19 protein-coding genes are annotated in these 19,713 nt (G+C 55.6%); 10 read left to right on the forward strand and 9 right to left on the reverse strand.

The window, feature by feature from the left end; all coding sequences use genetic code 11:
• Nucleotide 1 precedes the first annotated feature (1 nt).
• Nucleotides 2-1,486: a guanosine-5'-triphosphate,3'-diphosphate diphosphatase gene (gppA, locus tag CU081_RS02810; RefSeq protein ID WP_003860828.1), complete on the forward strand. Its 1,485-nt coding sequence runs from the start codon at nucleotides 2-4 to the stop codon at nucleotides 1,484-1,486.
• A 50-nt stretch (nucleotides 1,487-1,536) separates the two neighbouring features.
• On the opposite strand, the gene rep is transcribed toward gppA, so the two are convergent.
• Nucleotides 1,537-3,561, reverse strand: coding sequence for a DNA helicase Rep (gene rep / locus CU081_RS02815; RefSeq protein ID WP_003860830.1), 2,025 nt, complete (start codon nucleotides 3,559-3,561; stop codon nucleotides 1,537-1,539).
• 85 nt (nucleotides 3,562-3,646) lie between these two features.
• On the opposite strand from rep, the gene ppiC reads away from it, so the two are divergent.
• Nucleotides 3,647-3,928, forward strand: a complete 282-nt coding sequence (ppiC, locus tag CU081_RS02820) for a peptidylprolyl isomerase PpiC (RefSeq protein ID WP_006812396.1) — start codon at nucleotides 3,647-3,649, stop codon at nucleotides 3,926-3,928.
• Between the two features lie 54 nt (nucleotides 3,929-3,982).
• On the opposite strand, the gene cysE is transcribed toward ppiC, so the two are convergent.
• From cysE to CU081_RS02845, 5 genes are all read right to left on the reverse strand, one after another.
• Complete coding sequence (gene cysE / locus CU081_RS02825; protein ID WP_022646641.1) at nucleotides 3,983-4,804, reverse strand: serine O-acetyltransferase; 822 nt, start codon at nucleotides 4,802-4,804, stop codon at nucleotides 3,983-3,985.
• A 75-nt stretch (nucleotides 4,805-4,879) separates the two neighbouring features.
• The gene (gene gpsA / locus CU081_RS02830) at nucleotides 4,880-5,899 is read right to left on the reverse strand and encodes an NAD(P)H-dependent glycerol-3-phosphate dehydrogenase (RefSeq protein ID WP_006812398.1); all 1,020 of its coding nucleotides are present in this window, start codon (nucleotides 5,897-5,899) and stop codon (nucleotides 4,880-4,882) included.
• Complete coding sequence (secB, locus tag CU081_RS02835; RefSeq protein WP_003860835.1) at nucleotides 5,899-6,366, reverse strand: protein-export chaperone SecB; 468 nt, start codon at nucleotides 6,364-6,366, stop codon at nucleotides 5,899-5,901. The genes gpsA and secB overlap by 1 nt, the downstream gene beginning before the upstream one ends.
• Before the next feature lie 31 nt (nucleotides 6,367-6,397).
• Complete coding sequence (gene grxC, locus CU081_RS02840; RefSeq protein ID WP_003860837.1) at nucleotides 6,398-6,649, reverse strand: glutaredoxin 3; 252 nt, start codon at nucleotides 6,647-6,649, stop codon at nucleotides 6,398-6,400.
• An 11-nt stretch (nucleotides 6,650-6,660) separates the two neighbouring features.
• Nucleotides 6,661-7,092, reverse strand: coding sequence for a rhodanese-like domain-containing protein (locus CU081_RS02845; RefSeq protein ID WP_003860840.1), 432 nt, complete (start codon nucleotides 7,090-7,092; stop codon nucleotides 6,661-6,663).
• Nucleotides 7,093-7,340: 248 nt separating this feature from the next.
• Between CU081_RS02845 and gpmM the strand changes: the two genes are divergently transcribed.
• From gpmM to CU081_RS02860, 3 genes are read left to right on the forward strand one after another with little or no spacing between them, the layout of a single operon-like run.
• Nucleotides 7,341-8,885 carry a 2,3-bisphosphoglycerate-independent phosphoglycerate mutase gene (gene gpmM / locus CU081_RS02850; protein WP_022650159.1) on the forward strand — a complete coding sequence of 515 codons (1,545 nt, stop codon included), beginning with the start codon at nucleotides 7,341-7,343 and terminating at the stop codon, nucleotides 8,883-8,885.
• Between the two features lie 33 nt (nucleotides 8,886-8,918).
• Nucleotides 8,919-10,178 carry a murein hydrolase activator EnvC gene (envC, locus tag CU081_RS02855; protein WP_026094345.1) on the forward strand — a complete coding sequence of 420 codons (1,260 nt, stop codon included), beginning with the start codon at nucleotides 8,919-8,921 and terminating at the stop codon, nucleotides 10,176-10,178.
• Between the two features lie 3 nt (nucleotides 10,179-10,181).
• Complete coding sequence (locus CU081_RS02860) at nucleotides 10,182-11,114, forward strand: divergent polysaccharide deacetylase family protein (protein WP_003860850.1); 933 nt, start codon at nucleotides 10,182-10,184, stop codon at nucleotides 11,112-11,114.
• 11 nt (nucleotides 11,115-11,125) lie between these two features.
• On the opposite strand, the gene CU081_RS02865 is transcribed toward CU081_RS02860, so the two are convergent.
• Complete coding sequence (locus CU081_RS02865; protein ID WP_022650157.1) at nucleotides 11,126-11,926, reverse strand: glycosyltransferase family 2 protein; 801 nt, start codon at nucleotides 11,924-11,926, stop codon at nucleotides 11,126-11,128.
• A 205-nt stretch (nucleotides 11,927-12,131) separates the two neighbouring features.
• Here CU081_RS02865 and CU081_RS02870 point away from each other — a divergent pair, with 205 nt between their 5' ends.
• Both CU081_RS02870 and CU081_RS02875 read left to right on the forward strand, forming a co-directional pair.
• Nucleotides 12,132-13,337, forward strand: coding sequence for a glycosyltransferase (locus tag CU081_RS02870; RefSeq protein ID WP_022650156.1), 1,206 nt, complete (start codon nucleotides 12,132-12,134; stop codon nucleotides 13,335-13,337).
• Between the two features lie 15 nt (nucleotides 13,338-13,352).
• On the forward strand, nucleotides 13,353-14,267 hold the full coding sequence (locus tag CU081_RS02875; RefSeq protein ID WP_003860856.1) for a hypothetical protein: 915 nt from the start codon (nucleotides 13,353-13,355) through the stop codon (nucleotides 14,265-14,267).
• Nucleotides 14,268-14,293: 26 nt separating this feature from the next.
• Here CU081_RS02875 and tdh read toward each other — a convergent pair whose 3' ends face one another.
• On the reverse strand, nucleotides 14,294-15,322 hold the full coding sequence (gene tdh / locus CU081_RS02880) for an L-threonine 3-dehydrogenase (RefSeq protein ID WP_022650155.1): 1,029 nt from the start codon (nucleotides 15,320-15,322) through the stop codon (nucleotides 14,294-14,296).
• A 9-nt stretch (nucleotides 15,323-15,331) separates the two neighbouring features.
• On the reverse strand, nucleotides 15,332-16,528 hold the full coding sequence (gene kbl / locus CU081_RS02885; protein WP_022650154.1) for a glycine C-acetyltransferase: 1,197 nt from the start codon (nucleotides 16,526-16,528) through the stop codon (nucleotides 15,332-15,334).
• A 213-nt stretch (nucleotides 16,529-16,741) separates the two neighbouring features.
• On the opposite strand from kbl, the gene rfaD reads away from it, so the two are divergent.
• The 3 genes from rfaD to rfaC are packed head-to-tail and all read left to right on the forward strand — an operon-like array spanning nucleotide 16,742 to nucleotide 19,710.
• Nucleotides 16,742-17,674 carry an ADP-glyceromanno-heptose 6-epimerase gene (gene rfaD / locus CU081_RS02890; RefSeq protein ID WP_003860858.1) on the forward strand — a complete coding sequence of 311 codons (933 nt, stop codon included), beginning with the start codon at nucleotides 16,742-16,744 and terminating at the stop codon, nucleotides 17,672-17,674.
• A gap of 2 nt (nucleotides 17,675-17,676) precedes the next feature.
• Nucleotides 17,677-18,723, forward strand: a complete 1,047-nt coding sequence (rfaF, locus tag CU081_RS02895; protein ID WP_003860863.1) for an ADP-heptose--LPS heptosyltransferase RfaF — start codon at nucleotides 17,677-17,679, stop codon at nucleotides 18,721-18,723.
• Nucleotides 18,724-18,726: 3 nt separating this feature from the next.
• Nucleotides 18,727-19,710, forward strand: a complete 984-nt coding sequence (gene rfaC / locus CU081_RS02900) for a lipopolysaccharide heptosyltransferase RfaC (protein WP_022646632.1) — start codon at nucleotides 18,727-18,729, stop codon at nucleotides 19,708-19,710.
• Nucleotides 19,711-19,713: the final 3 nt, after the last annotated feature.

Consider the following 19,713-nt stretch of genomic DNA (forward strand, 5'->3'; position numbering starts at 1 on the left):
TATGCTCAGCTCCACCTCGCTTTATGCGGCAATTGATCTCGGTTCGAATAGTTTTCATATGCTGGTTGTGCGCGAGGTGGCGGGAAGCATACAAACGCTGACGCGCATTAAGCGCAAGGTCCGCCTCGCGGCGGGCCTGAGCAGCGATAATCATCTCTCCCCGGAAGCCATGGAACGTGGCTGGCAGTGTCTGCGTCTGTTTGCAGAACGTTTACAGGATATCCCGCTCAGTCAAATTCGCGTTGTTGCCACGGCGACCCTTCGTCTGGCGGTTAACGCTGGCGATTTCATTGCCAGAGCACAGGAAATTCTGGGCTGTCCGGTGCAGGTCATCAGCGGTGAAGAAGAAGCGCGTCTGATTTATCAGGGTGTGGCGCATACGACCGGCGGCGACGATCGTCGTCTGGTGGTCGATATCGGTGGCGCCAGTACCGAACTGGTCACGGGCACAGGCGCGCAGGCGACGTCGCTCTTCAGCCTGTCAATGGGCTGTGTGACCTGGCTGGAACGCTACTTTACCGATCGAAACCTTGCCAAAGAGAATTTTGACGAGGCGGAAAACGCGGCGCGTGCGGTCCTGCGCCCGGTCATGGACGAACTGCGCTATCACGGCTGGAAAGTGTGTGTCGGCGCGTCCGGAACCGTGCAGGCGTTGCAGGAAATCATGATGGCACAGGGGATGGACGAGCGGATCACGCTTGCCAAACTCCAGCAGCTTAAACAGCGCGCCATCCAGTGTGGTCGTCTGGAAGAGCTTGAAATAGAAGGGCTGACGCTTGAACGCGCGCTGGTTTTCCCCAGTGGGCTCGCCATACTGATTGCCATTTTCACCGAGCTTAATATCCAGTGTATGACCCTGGCAGGCGGTGCGCTGCGTGAAGGTCTGGTCTACGGAATGCTGCACCAGTCGGTCGATCAGGACATCCGTAGCCGTACGCTGCGTAACGTTCAACGCCGCTTTATTGTGGATACCGACCAGGCGCAGAGAGTGAGTCAACTGGCGTCACAGTTTGCCGATCAGGTGAAAAAAAGCTGGGATATTGAACCGTTAAGCCGCGATCTGTTGCTAAGCGCCTGTGCGCTACATGAAATTGGTCTCAGCGTGGAGTACAAGCAGGCACCGCTGCACGCGGCCTGGCTGGTGCGTAATCTCGATTTGCCGGGTTATACGCCCGCCCAGAAGAAGCTGCTGGCCACCCTGCTGCTGAATCAGACTAACGCCGTCGATCTCTCTTCCCTTCACCAGCAGAACGCTGTGCCGCCGCGCGTGGCGGAGCATCTGTGTCGTCTGCTTCGGCTGGCGATCCTGTTTGCCAGTCGGCGTCGAGATGATTTGCTGCCAGCGATTACGCTGGCGGCAGACGATGAGAAACTGACGCTGACGCTACCGGAAAACTGGCTTGAGGATCATCCCCTTGGGGCGGAACTGATTGAGCAGGAGTACCAGTGGCAGAGCTATGTGCACTGGGCGCTTGATGTGAAGTGACCCTTGAAGCGTGCCGGGTGGCGGCTTCGCCTTACCCGGCCTACAAATAGTTATCCCTTCTCTTTGGCTTTTGCCAGCATCGCGCGAATGTTTGCCACGTTTGCCTGCCCTTTATGCATACGCTCTTCAGCGGTAATGACTTTACGCTCCTGCTCCCAGATAAGATCGTCCTGAGGCAACTCCAGCAGAAAACGGCTCGGCTCCGGGCGCACCAGCTCACCATACTGACGGCGCTCTTTGCACAGCGTAAACGTCAGCTCTTTCTGCGCACGGGTGATCCCAACGTAGGCCAGACGGCGCTCTTCGTCGACGTTATCTTCATCAATGCTGCTCTGGTGCGGCAATAGGCCCTCTTCCATCCCCACCAGATAGACATAAGGGAACTCCAGCCCTTTCGAGGCATGTAACGTCATCAGCTGAACCTGATCGGCTTCTTCTTCGCTTTCCCCGCGCTCCATCATATCGCGCAGCGTGAAGCGGGTGACCACCTGCGTCAGGGTCATGGGCTCGTCAATCTCAGATCCTTCAAGCATTTCGGTCATCCAGCTGAAGAGCTGGTTAACGTTTTTCATGCGCATCTCTGCCGCTTTCGGGCTGGCGGAGGTTTCATACAACCAGGATTCGTAATCAATGCCGTGGATCAGATCGCGTACTGCCGCCACAGGCTCGCGCTCAGCCAGACGCTGCACCTCACCCAGCCAGTGGGTAAAGCGGGTTAAGGCCTCATAGCCGCGCCCGGTCAGGGTCTGGCTCAGCCCCATATCGAAGCTGGCGGTGAACAGGCTTTTGTTGCGGGTCATCGCCCATTCACCCAGCTTTTGCAGCGTCGCAGAGCCAATCTCGCGCTTCGGCGTATTTACAATGCGCAGGAAAGCGCTGTCGTCATCCGGGTTGGTCAGCACGCGCAGATAGGCCAGCAGATCCTTGATTTCCGGACGCGAAAAGAACGACGTACCGCCGGAGATTTTGTAGGGGATGCGGTTCTGCATCAGCATCTTTTCAAAGACGCGCGACTGGTGGTTACCGCGATAGAGGATCGCGTAATCCTTGTATTCAGTTTTGTTGACGAAGTGATGGGCAATCAGCTCGCCGGTTACGCGCTCCGCTTCGTGCTCTTCGTTATTGGCGCTAAGGACTTTCAGCTCGGTGCCGTAACCCAGTTCGGAGAACAGGCGCTTCTCAAAGACGTGCGGGTTATTGGCAATCAGGATGTTCGCCGCCTTCAGGATACGCCCGGAGGAACGGTAGTTCTGCTCCAGTTTAATCACCTGCAACGCCGGGAAGTCTTTGCTCAGCAGCACCAGGTTTTGCGGACGTGCGCCACGCCAGGAGTAAATCGACTGATCGTCATCGCCTACAACGGTAAAACGCGCGCGCTGTCCTACCAGCAGCTTTACCAGCTCGTACTGGCTGGTGTTGGTATCCTGGTATTCATCCACCAGCAGGTAACGAATTTTGTTCTGCCAGCGCTCGCGCACCTCTTCATTCCGCTGAAGCAGCAGCGTCGGCAGCAGGATCAGATCGTCGAAATCCAGGACGTTACAGGCTTTCATATGCGCGTCGTAAAGACCGTAGCAGTGGGCAAAGATGCGGTCGCGCTCGCCTTTGGCACTTGCCGCTGCCTGGGCCGGCGTCATCAGATCGTTTTTCCAGTTCGAGATCGTCGAGATCAGCTGTTGCAACAGCACTTTGTCATCTTCGATCAGCCCTTCCGTTAGCTCTTTAAGCAGCGCCACCTGGTCGGTGTCATCAAAGAGAGAAAAGTTGGACTTCATGCCCAGCGCCGCGTATTCGCGCTTGATAATATCCAGACCCAGCGTGTGGAAGGTGGAGATCATCAGCCCGCGCGCCTCTTTACGGCCCAGCGTCTGGCCGACGCGCTCTTTCATCTCACGCGCCGCTTTGTTGGTAAAGGTGACCGCCGCGATATGGCGCGCCTGGTATCCACAACCCCGAATTAAATGGGCGATTTTGTTGGTGATCACGCGTGTTTTACCGGATCCCGCTCCCGCCAGCACCAGGCAGGGTCCGGTGACGAATTCGACAGCTTGTTGTTGTCCGGGGTTTAAACGCATAAATGATCACTCAATGAAAGTCGGGAGAGGAGGAAAAACGCGTGGTAGTATACCGACCGTAAACTAGTCGACTCAAGGCACGATCATGGCAAAAACAGCAGCAGCACTGCATATCCTTGTTAAAGAAGAGAAACTGGCACAGGATCTGCTCGAACAGATTAAAAACGGCGCCGACTTCGGCAAACTGGCGAAGAAACACTCGATTTGCCCGTCAGGCAAACGCGGTGGTGACTTAGGCGAGTTCCGCCAGGGCCAGATGGTCCCGGCGTTTGATAAAGTGGTTTTCTCCTGCCCGGTGCTGGAGCCAACCGGCCCACTGCATACGCAGTTCGGCTATCACATTATCAAAGTGTTATACCGCAACTAATCAAAAGCCCGGTGCATTGACTCACCGGGCTTTTTTATTTGGCTGTTCCGGCGTTCAGATGCCGTCGCCGTATTCGAAGGTGTGGTGAATACCGTTGAAGTGCTGATCCATATCCATCGACGGCTTATCGCTGTCTGGCTTACCGACGATGCGCGCCGGGACGCCAGCGGCGGTGGTGTGCGGCGGTACAGGCTGGAGCACAACCGACCCCGCGCCAATCTTCGCGCCGCGTCCGACTTCAATATTGCCGAGGATTTTAGCACCCGCGCCAATCATCACCCCTTCACGAATTTTCGGATGGCGATCGCCGCTGGTTTTACCGGTACCGCCCAGCGTAACGGATTGCAGGATCGACACGTCATCTTCGATCACCGCCGTTTCACCGACAACAATGCCGGTGGCGTGGTCGAGCATGATCCCACGGCCAATTTTCGCCGCCGGATGAATATCGACCTGGAAGGTCACGGAAACCTGGTTTTGAAGAAAGATGGCCAGCGCGCGGCGTCCCTCATTCCATAACCAGTGGCCGATGCGGTACGCCTGTAAGGCGTGGAATCCTTTGAGATACAGTAGCGGCGTGGAGTATTTATCCACCGCCGGGTCACGCGTGCGCACGGCCTGAATGTCGCAGGCGGCAGAAGCAATCATCTCCGGATCTGCGGCGTAGGCCTCTTCCACCACCTCGCGAATGGCAATAGCAGGCATGATAGGGGAAGCCAGTTTATTGGCGAGCATATAGCTCAGGGCGCTGCCGAGATTTTCGTGCTTAAGTAGCGTCGCGTGATAGAAACTGGCCAGCATGGGCTCACAGTCGGCCAAAGCTCGGGCTTCGGCTTTAATATTATTCCAGACGATATCCAGTTCTTCACACGGCATTGCTTGCTCCAGACGATAGTTAATGACCAGCCAGTTCTGCGCTGGCTGGGTCATTCAGGTGACGATACTTCCCGGCTAATTGCTGCTGCGCTCGTCCTTGCGCGCACGACCTAATAAGGTCAATGCTGCCTCGCGCGCATTTTTTCCGCAATACAATACCTGATAAATTTCCTCGGTTATTGGCATTTCGACACCGAAACGGTGCGCCAATTCGCGAACTTCTTTGGTATTGCGATAGCCTTCAACCACCTGACCAATCTTCTCCTGCGCGCTTTTTACATCGCTGCCCTGTCCGAGCATCATGCCAAAGCGGCGGTTACGCGACTGGTTATCGGTGCAGGTCAGCACCAGGTCGCCCAGCCCAGCCATTCCCATAAAAGTGGCCGGATCGGCACCCAGCGCTTCGCCCAGGCGGGACATTTCGGTCAGACCACGGGTGATCAGCGCCGTACGCGCATTCGCGCCGAAACCGATGCCGTCAGACATCCCGGCCCCGATGGCAATGACGTTCTTCACCGCACCGCCCAGCTGTACGCCGATAAAATCAGGGTTGCTGTACACGCGGAAGCTTTTGCCGCAGTGCAGCAGTTGCTGAAGATCGTCTGAAAATGCCTGGTCGGTGGACGCCAGCGAGATCGCCGTCGGCAAGCCCGCAGCCAGCTCTTTGGCAAAGGTCGGCCCCGAGATCACCGCCAGCGGGATCGCTGTTCCCAGCGCTTCGCGGGCAACGTCCTGCAACAGACGTCCGGTTTCCGCTTCCAGCCCCTTCGTCGCCCACACAATACGCGCATCCGCACGCATCAGCGGCTTAATCTGACGCAGGACTTCGCCAAACACGTGGCTTGGCACCACAATCAGAATATTGCGGCTGGCCGCCAGCGCGGTCGCGAGGTCGCTTTCCAGATAGAGAGAGTCAGGGAACGGAACGTCCGGGAGAAACGCCACGTTGCAGCGGTCGTGTTGCAACGTCGCGATATGTTTTGGATCGTGGCCCCACAGGACCACGTCGTGACCATTTCTTGCCAGCGTGATGGCAAGAGCGGTGCCGTAAGAGCCGGCACCGATCACAGTCATTGACGCATTAACAGTGCTCATCAGGCATCCTGATGTTGTTCGGCACCTTCGCCAGCCTGCTGCTGTAGATAGTTCATGAACAGCGCATCAAAGTTTACTGGCGCGAGGTTCAGTTGCGGGAAAGTACCGCGAGAAACCAGGCTGGTGATGCATTCACGCGCATACGGGAACAGGATGTTCGGGCAGTATGCACCCAGGCAATGCGCCATCTGGTTACCTTCGATGCCGCCGATGGAGAAGATACCGCCCTGCTGAACTTCGCACAGGAACGCAGTTTCTTCGCCCAGAGAGGCGGTCACGGTGACACGCAGTACGACTTCATACACATCATCCGCCAGCTGGGTGGATGCGGTATCCAGATCAAGTTTAACCTCTGGCTGCCAGTCTTTCTGGAAAACGTGCGGCGCATTTGGCGCTTCGAAAGAGACATCCTTGGTATAGATGCGCTGGATCTGGAAAGTCATCTCGGTGTTATTTTGTTCTGACATGGAAAAACCCTTTTTAATTGTCCTAAAGTCTCTAGCTCAGCAGCGGATCGAGTCCACCACGGGCGTCGAGCGCATACAAGTCATCACAGCCGCCAATGTGCTGCGCATCAATAAAAATCTGTGGAACCGTTGTGCGACCACTGCGTTGGATCATCTCTTCGCGTTTAATCGCGTCACCATCGATCGGCAGTTCCTTGAACGTTACGCCTTTGCTGGACAGCAGCGCTTTCGCTCGGTGGCAGAACGGGCACGTTGCTTTGGTGTAGATCTCAATATTGGCCATCACTTAACTCCTTATTTACCGCGCACTAAAGGAAGATTCTCCCCGCTCCAGCCGGAGATGCCTTCTTTCAGCACCGTTACGTTTTCAAAGCCTGCTTTATGCAGTGCGTTGGCAGATTCCTGCGCCTGCATGCCAGTGCCGTCAACAACAATAATCGGCTGAGCTTTATGCTTCTCCAGCTCACCAATGTTGTTCGCTTTAATTTCCGCTGGCAGCAGGTTGATAGCACCTGCAATATGGCCCTTGCGGAAATCGTCGCGCTGACGCAGATCGACAACCACGGCGTCCTCTTTGTTGATCAGACGTGTCGCTTCACCGCGGGTGATCACCTTAATTTTAGACGTCAGTCCTTTAAATGTGGTGAACAGTACAGCGACCAGCAGGCCAATCCACGCGATGCTCAGAACCGGGTGGCGGCTAACGAATTGCATAATTTCTTGCATGGGGGGTAACAACTCCCGACTAAGTGATTAAAAAAACCAGGACAGGAGTATACCTGTGCGCTGTGGCAAATACAGCCAGCGACATAAAGCTAATCTATTTTCTGCGGCATGCCACGTAAAAAAAGCCTCAAAATGGCCTGAGAACAGCCTTGCCCCCGCGCTTTCTTTGATCTTCTGCGGCTATTTTATCGATTCAGCTGTAGTAAAATTACGCAAAATTTTTGTCTCTTGAGCATGAGGTTGTCGCAATGTCGGTTTCTAAAAAACCTATGGTACTGGTGATTCTGGATGGCTATGGCTACCGTGAAGATCAACAGGATAACGCCATTTTCAACGCCAAAACCCCGGTTATGGATGCGCTATGGGCAAAACGTCCCCACACCCTGATTGATGCGTCTGGCCTGGAAGTGGGTCTGCCGGATCGTCAGATGGGCAACTCAGAAGTGGGTCACGTTAACCTGGGTGCGGGCCGTATCGTTTATCAGGACCTGACGCGCCTGGACGTTGAAATCAAAGAACGTACATTCTTTGCCAACCCAACGCTCACCGGAGCGGTTGATAAAGCCGTTGCCGCAGGCAAGGCCGTTCACATTATGGGTCTGCTCTCTGCGGGCGGTGTTCACAGCCACGAAGATCACATCATGGCGATGGTAGAACTGGCCGCTGAGCGCGGTGCGGAAAAAATCTATCTGCACGCCTTCCTGGATGGTCGCGATACGCCGCCACGCAGCGCAAAAGGTTCTCTTGAAGCGTTTGAAGACAAATTTGCCGCACTGGGCAAAGGCCGCGTGGCGTCCATCATTGGTCGTTACTATGCCATGGACCGCGACAACCGCTGGGACCGCGTTGAGCAAGCCTATGATCTGCTGACCCTGGCAAAAGGCGAGTTCCAGTTCCCGACCGCCGTTGAAGGCCTGGAAGCGGCTTACGCGCGTGATGAAAACGACGAATTTGTGAAGGCAACCGTGATCCGCGCTGAAGGCCAGGCCGATGCCGCCATGGAAGATGGCGATGCGCTGATCTTCATGAACTTCCGTGCCGATCGCGCGCGCGAAATCACCCGCGCCTTCGTCAACAGCGATTTCGACGGTTTCGCCCGTAAGAAAGTGGCGAAGATTGATTTCATCCAGTTGACCGAATATGCAGCGGATATCAAAGCCCCATGCGCGTATCCACCCGCCTCGCTGGCAAACACCTTCGGCGAGTGGATGGCGAAAAATGACAAAACGCAGCTGCGCATCTCCGAAACTGAGAAGTATGCGCACGTGACATTCTTCTTTAACGGCGGCGTAGAAGAGCCGTTTAAAGGCGAAGACCGCATCCTGATTAACTCACCGAAAGTCGCCACTTACGATCTCCAGCCAGAAATGAGCTCTGCGGAGCTGACCGAAAAACTGGTGGCCGCGATCCAAAGCGGTAAATACGACACCATCATCTGTAACTATCCGAATGGCGATATGGTGGGCCACACCGGCGTGATGGAAGCAGCCGTTAAAGCGGTTGAAGCGCTGGACCACTGCGTTGAGCAGGTTGCGAAAGCGGTTGAATCCGTAGGCGGCCAACTGCTGATTACCGCTGACCACGGTAACGCAGAACAGATGCGTGACCCGGCAACCGGTCAGGCACATACCGCCCATACCAACCTGCCTGTTCCACTGATTTATGTGGGTGATAAATCAGTGAAAGCAGTGGAAGGCGGCAAGCTTTCCGACATCGCGCCAACCATGTTGTCGCTGATGGGTATGGAAATCCCTGAAGAGATGACTGGCAAGCCGCTGTTCATCGTGGAATAATCGCTCCCCATGAGGGGAAAGGCGATTTTTTCAATCACATGGGTCGTGAAGCCGCTTCGGTTATCAGTCAGACCTCTGCTTTGCGCCAGCGCACTCAGCGCTGGCGTATTGCTGTGCGCCGCATCCGCCCATGCGGATGACCGCGATCAGCTTAAATCCATTCAGGCCGATATCGCCGCCAAAGAGCGTGCGGTACGTCAGCAGCAACAGCAGCGCGCCACCCTGCTCGCCCAGCTTAAAAAGCAGGAAGAGGCCATTTCCGCCGCCGCGCGTAAGCTGCGTGAAACACAAAACACCCTTGCCCAGCTCAATAAGCAAATCGATGAAATGAACGCGTCGATTGCGAAACTGGAGCGTCAGCGCGATGCCCAGGAGCGGAACCTTGCTGCACAACTTGATGCTGCTTTCCGTCAGGGTGAACACACAGGCCTTCAGCTGATCCTCAGCGGTGAAGAGAGCCAGCGAGGTCAGCGTTTACAGGCCTATTTCGGCTATCTTAACCAGGCGCGTCAGGAGACCATTGCGCAGCTGAAACAGACGCGCGAAGAAGTCACCACGCAAAAAGCCGAGCTGGAAGAGAAGCAGAGCCAGCAGCAAACGCTGCTCTACGATCAGCAGGCGCAGCAGGAGAAGCTTGAGCAGGCGCGCAATGAGCGTAAGAAGACGCTCGCCGGGCTGGAGTCCTCTATCCAGGCAGGACAAAGCCAGCTGAGCGAAATGCGCGCCAACGAATCCAGACTGCGTAACAGCATTGCCCGGGCAGAAGCCGCGGCCAAAGCGCGCGCCGAAAAAGAAGCGCGCGAAGCGCAGGCGGTGCGTAACAAGCAGCAGGAAGCCTCCCGCAAAGGCACCACCTACAAACCGACTGAAAATGAACGTTCCCTGATGTCCCGTACCGGCGGCCTCGGCTCCCCGCGTGGTCAGGCTTACTGGCCCGTTCGCGGTACGATCCTGCATCGCTATGGCGAACAGTTGCAGGGTGAGCTACGTTGGAAGGGGATCGTTATCGGTGCGTCTGAAGGTAGCGAAGTGAAAGCCATCGCCGATGGCCGCGTGATCCTGGCCGACTGGCTACAGGGTTATGGGCTCGTGGTGGTGGTTGAACACGGTAAAGGCGATATGAGTCTTTACGGCTACAACCAGAGCGCGCTGGTCAGCGTTGGCACCCAGGTGCGCGCGGGTCAACCCATTGCCCTTGTGGGCAGCAGTGGCGGTCAGGGCCGCCCGTCACTCTATTTCGAAATTCGTCGTCAGGGTCAGGCGGTCAATCCACAGCCGTGGTTGGGAAGATAGGTTTTGCTTCAATTTCGTCGAATTGTTGTTTCCGTAGTCAGCGCACTGGCGCTGGCTGCACCGGTTTATGCAGGCAAACTCGCGATTGTGATTGATGACTTCGGTTATCGACCACACTATGAAAATCAGGTGCTGGCGATGCCGTCAGCCATCTCTGTCGCCGTCCTGCCTAATGCGCCTCACGCGCATGAAATGGCGACCAAAGCGCACAATGGCGGCCATCAGGTCCTCATCCATCTGCCAATGGCCCCCCTCAGCAAGCAGCCGCTGGAAAAAGATACCCTGCGCCCGGACATGAGCAGCGACGAGATCGATCGCATCATCCGCGATGCATACAATAAAGTGCCGTATGCCGTGGGTCTGAATAACCATATGGGCAGCGCGATGACCTCCAGCCTGTACGGTATGCTGAAAGTGATGCAGGCGCTGGAGCGTTACAACCTCTATTTCCTCGACAGCATGACCATCGGCAACAGCCAGGCGATGCGTGCCGCTCAGGGAACGGGCGTGAAAGTCATCAAGCGCAAAGTATTCCTGGATGACTCCCAGAACGAAGCGGATATCCGCGTCCAGTTCAACCGCGCGGTACAGCTGGCGCGCCGTAACGGTTCGGCGATTGCCATTGGGCATCCGCATCCATCTACCGTTCGCGTTTTGCAGCAAATGTTGCCGGGCTTACCCGCCGATATCACGCTGGTGCGTCCGAGCGATCTGCTCAATGAACCTCAGGTGGATACTTCTCGTCCGGGTAGCGCGCAACCACCCGCAACGCGGCCACGTAATCCATTCCGCGGCGTGAAGAACTGCACGCTGAAACAGCCGCCTGAACCGGTCTATGCAACCCGCTTCTTCACGGTGATTGGCGAAAGCATCAGCAGCAGTACGCTGGTTAAATACGTCCAGCAACAGTGGCAGGGTTGGGGAAAAAAAGCCTGATCGGCTAACGCCTATTCTGCCAGATAAGAGTCCGACTGCTCTTTTGCAACGGACTCTTTCTTTTCTCGATCCTGATACCAGGCCTTGAAATACTTCAAAAAACTGTACGCCGTGGCATAAAACCCTGTCACCACACCCACTTTGCCCTTACGCCACGCACCGCTAAACAGATACCATTTGAAAAATGCGCCGATAGCGCTGATCGCGCCGCGACCAAGAGAGGGACGTATCGTCTGATATTGAACCAGGCGAGTGGTATATCCGTTTAATTTATTGAAAAGTTCATGCAGTGAATAAAACGTATCATGTCTGACATAGCCAGGAATACGTTCAGAACGGAGAAAACCTTCGACCTGATCGTCTACTGGCCGGTTATTAAATCGCGACTGCGTACGGTTAAAAAGACGCACCGGATAATCCGGTGATGAGACGGGATAAATCGTTCGGACATTTTCTCCCAGAACAAACCAGTGACGACATATCCGCCACGCCATATCCGGTTCGGGTTCATCGCCCATTTTTAATTTTAAAATAGCATCAACGGTTTCTTGATCGAGTATTTCGTCGCTGTCCATGCACAGCACCCAGTCGTTGTGCGCATGGGATACGGCATGGTTCATCTGCTCGCCGTGCCAGCTATATTTTTTGAATATGGCCGACAACCCATAACTCTGGCAAATATATATCGTTGCGTCTGTACTTCCGGAATCAACTACAACGAATTCATCCGCTATTTTTAAAAGAGGAGGAATAACATCGTGCAACGTTCTTTCGGAGTTAAACGTTAATAAGCAGACCGTTATTTTAAACATTTTCTCACTCTCTCAATAACAACATAAATATTTTCGCTAATAGTATCTAATTGAGAAGAGGCGATTAAAGTCTTAAATCACACTTTTAAAATAAGCGTGTTTAAAACGTTTTCTTATAAAAAGACAAAGAAATACAAAAAATCTATTTTATTTCAACAAATTCTTTATAATGCGGTCAGATGAAGGGTAGCATACGGATTCAGACATGCCGCAAAAACGTAAAATCCTCCTCCTGGACACGGGCAAAGAATGGGGGGGAGGTACCAACAGTATGCTTGAGCTTCTGAAGCGAATCAACCGCGAAAAATTCGACATTACTTGTTGTTTTTACAGTGATTATAGTCGTGCTGAAGGTGAAACGATAGGCCAGGTGCTCAATAGCATTGGGATACCTCTACTCGTTATCCCTCAACGTAAGCAACCGGCATGGGCAAAACTACTGAAAGAAGCGGGACGTGGTCTGCTGTTTTTCTCGCGTTCAGCGCGCAAAGCATTTACGCGGCATATCGATACCCTGTGGCGCATTCGCCCCAACGTCAGCAAGATCGAGACCATTTTCAGAGAAGGTGGTTTCGATACGCTGTATATGAACAACCAGCCAGGCTCTAACGAAGAAGGGTATCTGGCGGGCGCAAACCTGCATGCGCGGATAATCCAGCACTGCCGGATTGAACCGGTGCTGACCCCGCCGCTGGTGAAGCTGGTGAATGCCCATGCCACAAAAATCATCGCCGTCTCGCACGGCGTTGAACGTGTGCTACTTCAGCATGGCGTCCGGCCAGCGCTGTGTACCACGGTCAACAATGCCATCGACATCCACCAGCCTTTGCCCGACCGACGCGCGATGCGCCAGCGCCTGAACATTGATGACGACACGTTTGTGTTCGGCAGCGTTGGCTCGTTAATCCCTCGCAAGGCCAACCATCACACGCTGGAGGCGCTGGCCCAGTTCAACCAGAGGCACCCGCAGGCAAAATGGAAGATGGTGCTGGTCGGTGAAGGGGCTGAGCGCGGCGCGCTGACGGCACAGGCTGACGCGCTGGGGATTGCTGAACACGTGATTTTTACCGGTTTCCAGAACACGCCTTTTGACTACCTTGCTACCTTTGACGCGTTTATTCTGGCCTCGAAGAGCGAAGGTCTGCCGCGCGTCGTGCTGGAGGCAATGCTGCTGAACATCCCAGTGATTGGTTCAAAAGTGACCGGCACGGCAGAATTGATCGACCACGAGTCGACCGGGCTGCTGTTTCCGTGGAGCGACGTGTCGCAACTTGCTCAACATCTGGATAATATCTGGCAGGATCCTGCTCTGCGCGCCCGGCTCGCCGCAGCCGCGCACCAGAATGTCTGCAACGTGTATGCCATTGAAAGCTATGTTAACGGTGTCGAGGCCGTTCTTGGCGCGCAATAACCAAACGAGAAGAACATGTTTAAATTCCTGAATGCTCGCTACCGCCACATTACCGGGCGTCATAACATTCCGTACGCTTCCCTTCCGGTCACGCGCGATCTCGTTGCGGTTGATTCCATTGTGATCCCGTGTACGGGCGCGGATTTCGTCGAAGAGGCGTTATTATCAGCGACCTTTGCAGAGCGTTACGCCACCGACGTCAGCGAGATTGTTATCGTCAGCGATCAGCCTGAATCCGCTTTTGGCGAACTGCCGCCAAAAACCCACGTTGTGACCCTCACGCCGCCAAAACGTGAAGAGGGGTACCGCTATAAGCAGATCTACCTCAGTCGTCTGGTGAAGCTTAATGCTCCGCTTCAGGCGCGCGGTGAAGGGGTGCTGATGATCGACTCCGATCTCAACCTGCTGAAGATGCCCCAGATCAACATGACCGATATGCACATCTACTCCAGCTTCCGTCAGGGCAAAATGATTGCCAAGCTGGACGGCGCCCCCGCAGAAAAAGTGCCGGCCTATTACAAAGAAACGGTGCGCCCGTATCTGGTCGATCACGTTAACGGCGCGTTTCTTGCGGCCACCAAAAAGACCTGGCGCCGTATCTGCCCGCTGTGGCTGACGCTGTTCCAGGATACCTGGGAGCTGATGGACGATACGCAGCCGCCGACCGATCAGCTGCCGCTCGCTGCGCTGCTGGACATGCTGGATGTAAAAACGGTTAACCTGGGCGACTGGATGAACTGGCCGGTCTCCAAGAAGATCGGCGGTCAGGAAGCCGTTGTGCCGAAAGAAGTGATTGGCGCGCACGGTGGTTTCCCGCTTTCCGAGTGGCAGAAGTATCTGGAATCGCCGGATAACAAACTGCTGTTCAAAGGTCAGGACTACACCCGCAAGGTGCGTTACCTGACGGACGAAGAGAAAAAGAATCAGTAAAAAAGGGGCCGCTGGCCCCTTTTTCATTATTTATCCCAGCTCAGGATCACTTTCCCTGACTGGCCGGAACGCATCGCGTCAAAGCCCTGCTGGAACTCATCGATGGAGAAACGGTGAGTGATAATCGGGGACAGATCCAGACCAGACTGGATCAGCGCGGCCATCTTGTACCAGGTCTCAAACATCTCGCGGCCATAGATGCCCTTAATGAATAGCCCCTTGAAGATGACTTTGTTCCAGTCGATGGACATATCTGACGCCGGAATACCCAGCATCGCGATACGACCACCGTGGTTCATGGTGTCGAGCATGGTGCGGAACGCGGGTGGCGCGCCGGACATCTCCAGACCCACGTCAAAGCCTTCGGTCATGCCCAGCTCTTCCATCACGTCGGTCAGGCTCTCTTTCGAGACATCCACCGCGCGGGTGACGCCCATTTTGCGCGCCAGCGACAGGCGGTATTCGTTCACGTCGGTGATCACCACGTTGCGCGCACCCACATGCTTCGCCACGGCTGCCGCCATAATACCGATGGGGCCTGCGCCGGAGACCAGCACGTCTTCCCCCACCAGGTCGAAGGAGAGCGCCGTATGTACCGCGTTGCCGAACGGGTCGAAGATGGAGGCCAGATCGTCAGAGATATTGTCCGGGATTTTGAACGCGTTAAACGCCGGGATCACCAGGTATTCCGCGAAGCAGCCCGGACGGTTCACGCCCACGCCGACGGTGTTGCGGCACAGGTGGGTACGCCCACCGCGACAGTTGCGGCAGTGACCACAGGTAATGTGGCCTTCACCGGAGACGCGGTCGCCAATGTTGAAGCCTTTCACTTCCTGGCCGATGCCGACTACTTCGCCGACATATTCGTGGCCGACTACCATTGGCACGGGAATAGTTTTTTGCGACCACTGGTCCCAGTTGTAGATGTGAACGTCAGTACCGCAGATGGCGGTTTTACGAATTTTGATCAGCAGATCGTTATGACCGACTTCCGGCTCCGGTACGTCGGTCATCCAAATCCCTTCTTCCGCTTTCAGTTTGGATAACGCTTTCATCACACGTCCTCAGGCAATTACGCCCAGCTGTTTGCCGATGCGGGTAAAGGCTTCCACCGCACGTTCAATTTGTTCAGGCGAGTGCGCCGCAGACATCTGGGTGCGGATACGCGCCTGACCTTTTGGTACCACCGGGAAGAAGAACCCGGTCACGTAAATCCCTTCTTTCTGAAGCTCACGAGCAAATTGCTGCGCGACAACCGCGTCGCCCAGCATCACCGGAATGATCGCGTGGTCAGCACCGGCCAGGGTGAATCCTGCGGCACTCATTTTTTCACGGAACAGGCGGGCGTTAGCCCACAGGCGGTCGCGCAGCTCAGCGCCGGATTCCACCATCTCCAGCACTTTAATAGAGGCAGCCACAATCGCCGGCGCCAGGGAGTTGGAGAACAGGTACGGGCGGGAGCGCTGACGCAGCCACTCAACCACCTCTTTACGCGCAGCGGTATAACCGCCAGACGCGCCGCCGAGCGCTTTGCCCAGCGTACCGGTGATGATGTCCACGCGGCCCATTACGTCACAGTATTCGTGGGAGCCGCGACCGTTTTCGCCGACAAAGCCAACCGCGTGAGAGTCATCCACCATCACCAGCGCGTCGTATTTATCCGCCAGATCGCACACGCCCTTCAGGTTGGCGATCACGCCATCCATGGAGAACACGCCGTCGGTGGCGATCAGCACGTGGCGGGCACCGGCTTCACGGGCCTCTTTCAGGCGGGCTTCCAGCTCAACCATGTCGTTGTTGGCGTAGCGGAAACGCTTCGCTTTACACAGGCGAACACCGTCGATGATGGAGGCGTGGTTCAGGGCGTCGGAGATAATCGCATCTTCTGCGCCGAGCAGGGTTTCAAACAGACCGCCGTTGGCGTCGAAGCAGGATGAGTACAGAATCGCGTCTTCCATTCCGAGGAAGTTCGCCAGCTTTTGCTCAAGCTGCTTGTGGCTGTCCTGGGTACCGCAGATAAAGCGAACGGAGGCCATACCGAAACCGTGGGTGTCCATGCCGTTTTTCGCCGCGGCAATCAGCTCAGGGTGATTCGCAAGACCTAAGTAGTTGTTCGCGCAAAAGTTGATCACATGGCTGCCGTCGGCAACGGTGATGTCCGCCTGCTGGGCAGACGTGATAATACGCTCTTCTTTGAACAACCCTTCCGCACGTGCGGTCTCGAGGTCGCTGTTTAACTGTTTGTAAAAATCACCACGCATTGCAATTCTCCAGACTCGGCAAATTTTGGCACATATTACCCAAACCAATAGTTCATGACGAGATGACGCAGTATCTCTTCTCGTTTTTGCAGCATAAATCACGCGTACCCCTGCTGCATATCGGTGAATGGCTGAAGCCTGAGCATTGTGATGATATGATAAAGAGATTAGCGTTCGGGATACTCCCCGACTCATACTTCAAAGGTTACAGTTATGATCATCGTTACTGGCGGCGCGGGCTTTATCGGCAGCAATATTGTTAAGGCCCTCAATGACAAAGGCATCACCGACATTCTGGTGGTGGACAACCTGAAAGACGGCACCAAGTTCGTGAACCTGGTGGATCTGAACATCGCTGACTACATGGATAAAGAAGACTTCCTTATCCAGATTATGGCGGGTGAAGAGTTCGGCGAGATCGAAGCCATCTTCCACGAAGGTGCATGCTCCTCCACCACCGAGTGGGACGGCAAGTACATGATGGATAACAACTATCAGTACTCCAAAGAGCTCCTGCACTACTGCCTGGAGCGTGAAATTCCGTTCCTGTACGCCTCTTCCGCGGCAACCTACGGTGGGCGCACTTCAGATTTCATCGAATCCCGCGAATATGAGCAGCCGCTGAACGTCTACGGTTACTCCAAATTCCTGTTTGATGAGTACGTGCGTCAGATCCTGCCTGAAGCGAACTCGCAAATTGTCGGCTTCCGCTACTTCAACGTCTACGGGCCGCGCGAAGGCCACAAAGGCAGCATGGCGAGCGTGGCGTTCCACCTGAACACCCAGTTAAATAACGGCGAAAGCCCGAAACTGTTCGAAGGCAGCGACGGCTTCAAGCGTGACTTCGTCTACGTGGGCGACGTGGCGGCAGTGAACCTGTGGTTCCTGGAAAATGGCGTGTCCGGCATTTTCAACCTGGGCACCGGCCGCGCGGAATCCTTCCAGGCGGTGGCAGACGCGACGCTGGCGTACCATAAGAAAGGCAGCATCGAGTACATTCCATTCCCGGATAAGCTGAAAGGCCGCTACCAGGCATTCACTCAGGCGGATCTGACTAACCTGCGCGCCGCAGGCTACGACAAGCCGTTCAAGACCGTTGCCGAAGGCGTAACGGAATATATGGCCTGGCTGAACCGCGACGCATAAGTATGAAAATTCTGGTGATCGGCCCGTCATGGGTGGGCGACATGATGATGTCGCAAAGTCTCTATCGCACGCTCAAGGCGCGTTATCCCCAGGCGATAATCGACGTGATGGCACCCGCATGGTGCCGTCCGCTGTTATCGCGTATGCCGGAAGTGAACGAGGCGATCCCGATGCCGCTCGGCCACGGGGCGCTGGAAATCGGTGAACGCCGCAAACTCGGCCACAGCCTGCGCGAGAAACGCTATGACCGCGCCTACGTGCTACCTAACTCCTTCAAATCTGCCCTTGTGCCCTTCTTTGCGGGCATCCCGCATCGTACCGGCTGGCGCGGTGAAATGCGCTACGGCCTGCTGAACGATGCTCGTGTGCTGGATAAAGAGGCCTGGCCGCTGATGGTCGAGCGCTACGTGGCGCTGGCCTACGATAAAGGCGTGATGCGCAGCGCGAAAGATCTGCCGCAGCCGCTGCTGTGGCCGCAGCTCCAGGTAAGCGATGGGGAGAAATCCCACACCTGCAACGCATTTGGCATTTCGTCCGAACGCCCGATGATTGGGTTCTGCCCTGGCGCGGAGTTTGGTCCGGCAAAACGCTGGCCGCACTATCACTATGCAGAGCTGGCGAAACAGCTTATCGATGAAGGCTATCAGATTGTGCTGTTTGGCTCGGCGAAAGATCATGAGGCGGGCAATGAAATTCTCGCCACGCTCAGTACCGAGCAACAGGCCTGGTGCCGAAACCTGGCTGGGGAAACGCAGCTCGAGCAGGCGGTTATTTTGATTGCCGCCTGTAAAGCCGTGGTGACGAACGACTCCGGTTTAATGCACGTCGCCGCCGCGCTGGATCGTCCCCTGGTTGCGCTGTATGGCCCAAGCAGCCCGGACTTCACGCCGCCGCTGTCGCACAAGGCGCGCGTGATCCGTTTAATCACCGGCTACCACAAGGTGCGTAAAGGCGATGCCGCAGAAGGCTATCATCAGAGCCTGATCGACATCACGCCGCAGCGCGTCCTTGAAGAACTCAACGCATTGCTGTTGAGCGAAGAAGGATAACGGATGCGGGTATTGATCGTTAAAACCTCCTCAATGGGTGATGTTCTGCATACGCTGCCGTCGCTGACGGACGCCATGCGGGCCATTCCCGGCATCCGTTTTGACTGGGTGGTGGAAGAAGGCTTCGCGCAGATCCCCACCTGGCATGAAGCGGTTGATCGCGTGATCCCGGTGGCCATTCGCCGCTGGCGCAAAGCGTGGTTCTCCGCACCGATTAAAGCCGAACGCAAAGCCTTCCGCGAAGCGGTGCAGGCCCGGCGTTACGACGCGATCGTCGACGCCCAGGGGCTGGTGAAAAGCGCCGCGCTGGTCACGCGTCTGGCGCACGGCGTAAAGCACGGCATGGACTGGCAAACCGCCCGCGAACCGCTGGCGAGCCTGTTCTATAACCGTCGACACCATATTGCGAAACAACAGCACGCCGTGGAGCGCACCCGCGAGCTGTTCGCGAAAAGCCTGGGCTATGCAAAACCTGAAGCCCAGGGTGACTACGCTATTGCACAGCATTTTTTGCGCGAGACGGAGGAGCATGCCGAGCCGTATCTGGTGTTCCTGCATGCCACAACGCGCGACGATAAGCACTGGCCGGAAACGCACTGGCGAAGGCTTATTGAACTAATGCAACCTTGCGGTATCCATATTAAACTCCCGTGGGGCGCTGAACATGAGCGTCAGCGTGCGGAGCGTCTGGCAGCCGGTTTTTCCCATGTCGAGGTGCTACCCAAACTCACGCTGGCGCAAGTTGCCGCACAGCTGGCGGGCGCAAACGCCGTCGTTTCTGTGGATACAGGGTTAAGCCATTTAACCGCCGCACTGGATCGACCTAATATCACGATTTTCGGCCCGACCGATCCGGGGTTGATCGGGGGTTACGGTAAAAACCAGCATCAGATGGTCAGCCCTACGCAACAAACGAAGGATATTAGCGCAGATGCTATTTTTTCATTTTTACAGGGCAGCCATCGGCTTTCCAACAGGGATATTTAACCC

Origin of the sequence: Enterobacter sp. CRENT-193 (genome assembly GCF_002787395.1) — a bacterium.
In the GTDB taxonomy this organism is placed as follows: Bacteria; Pseudomonadota; Gammaproteobacteria; order Enterobacterales; family Enterobacteriaceae; genus Enterobacter; species Enterobacter hormaechei_C.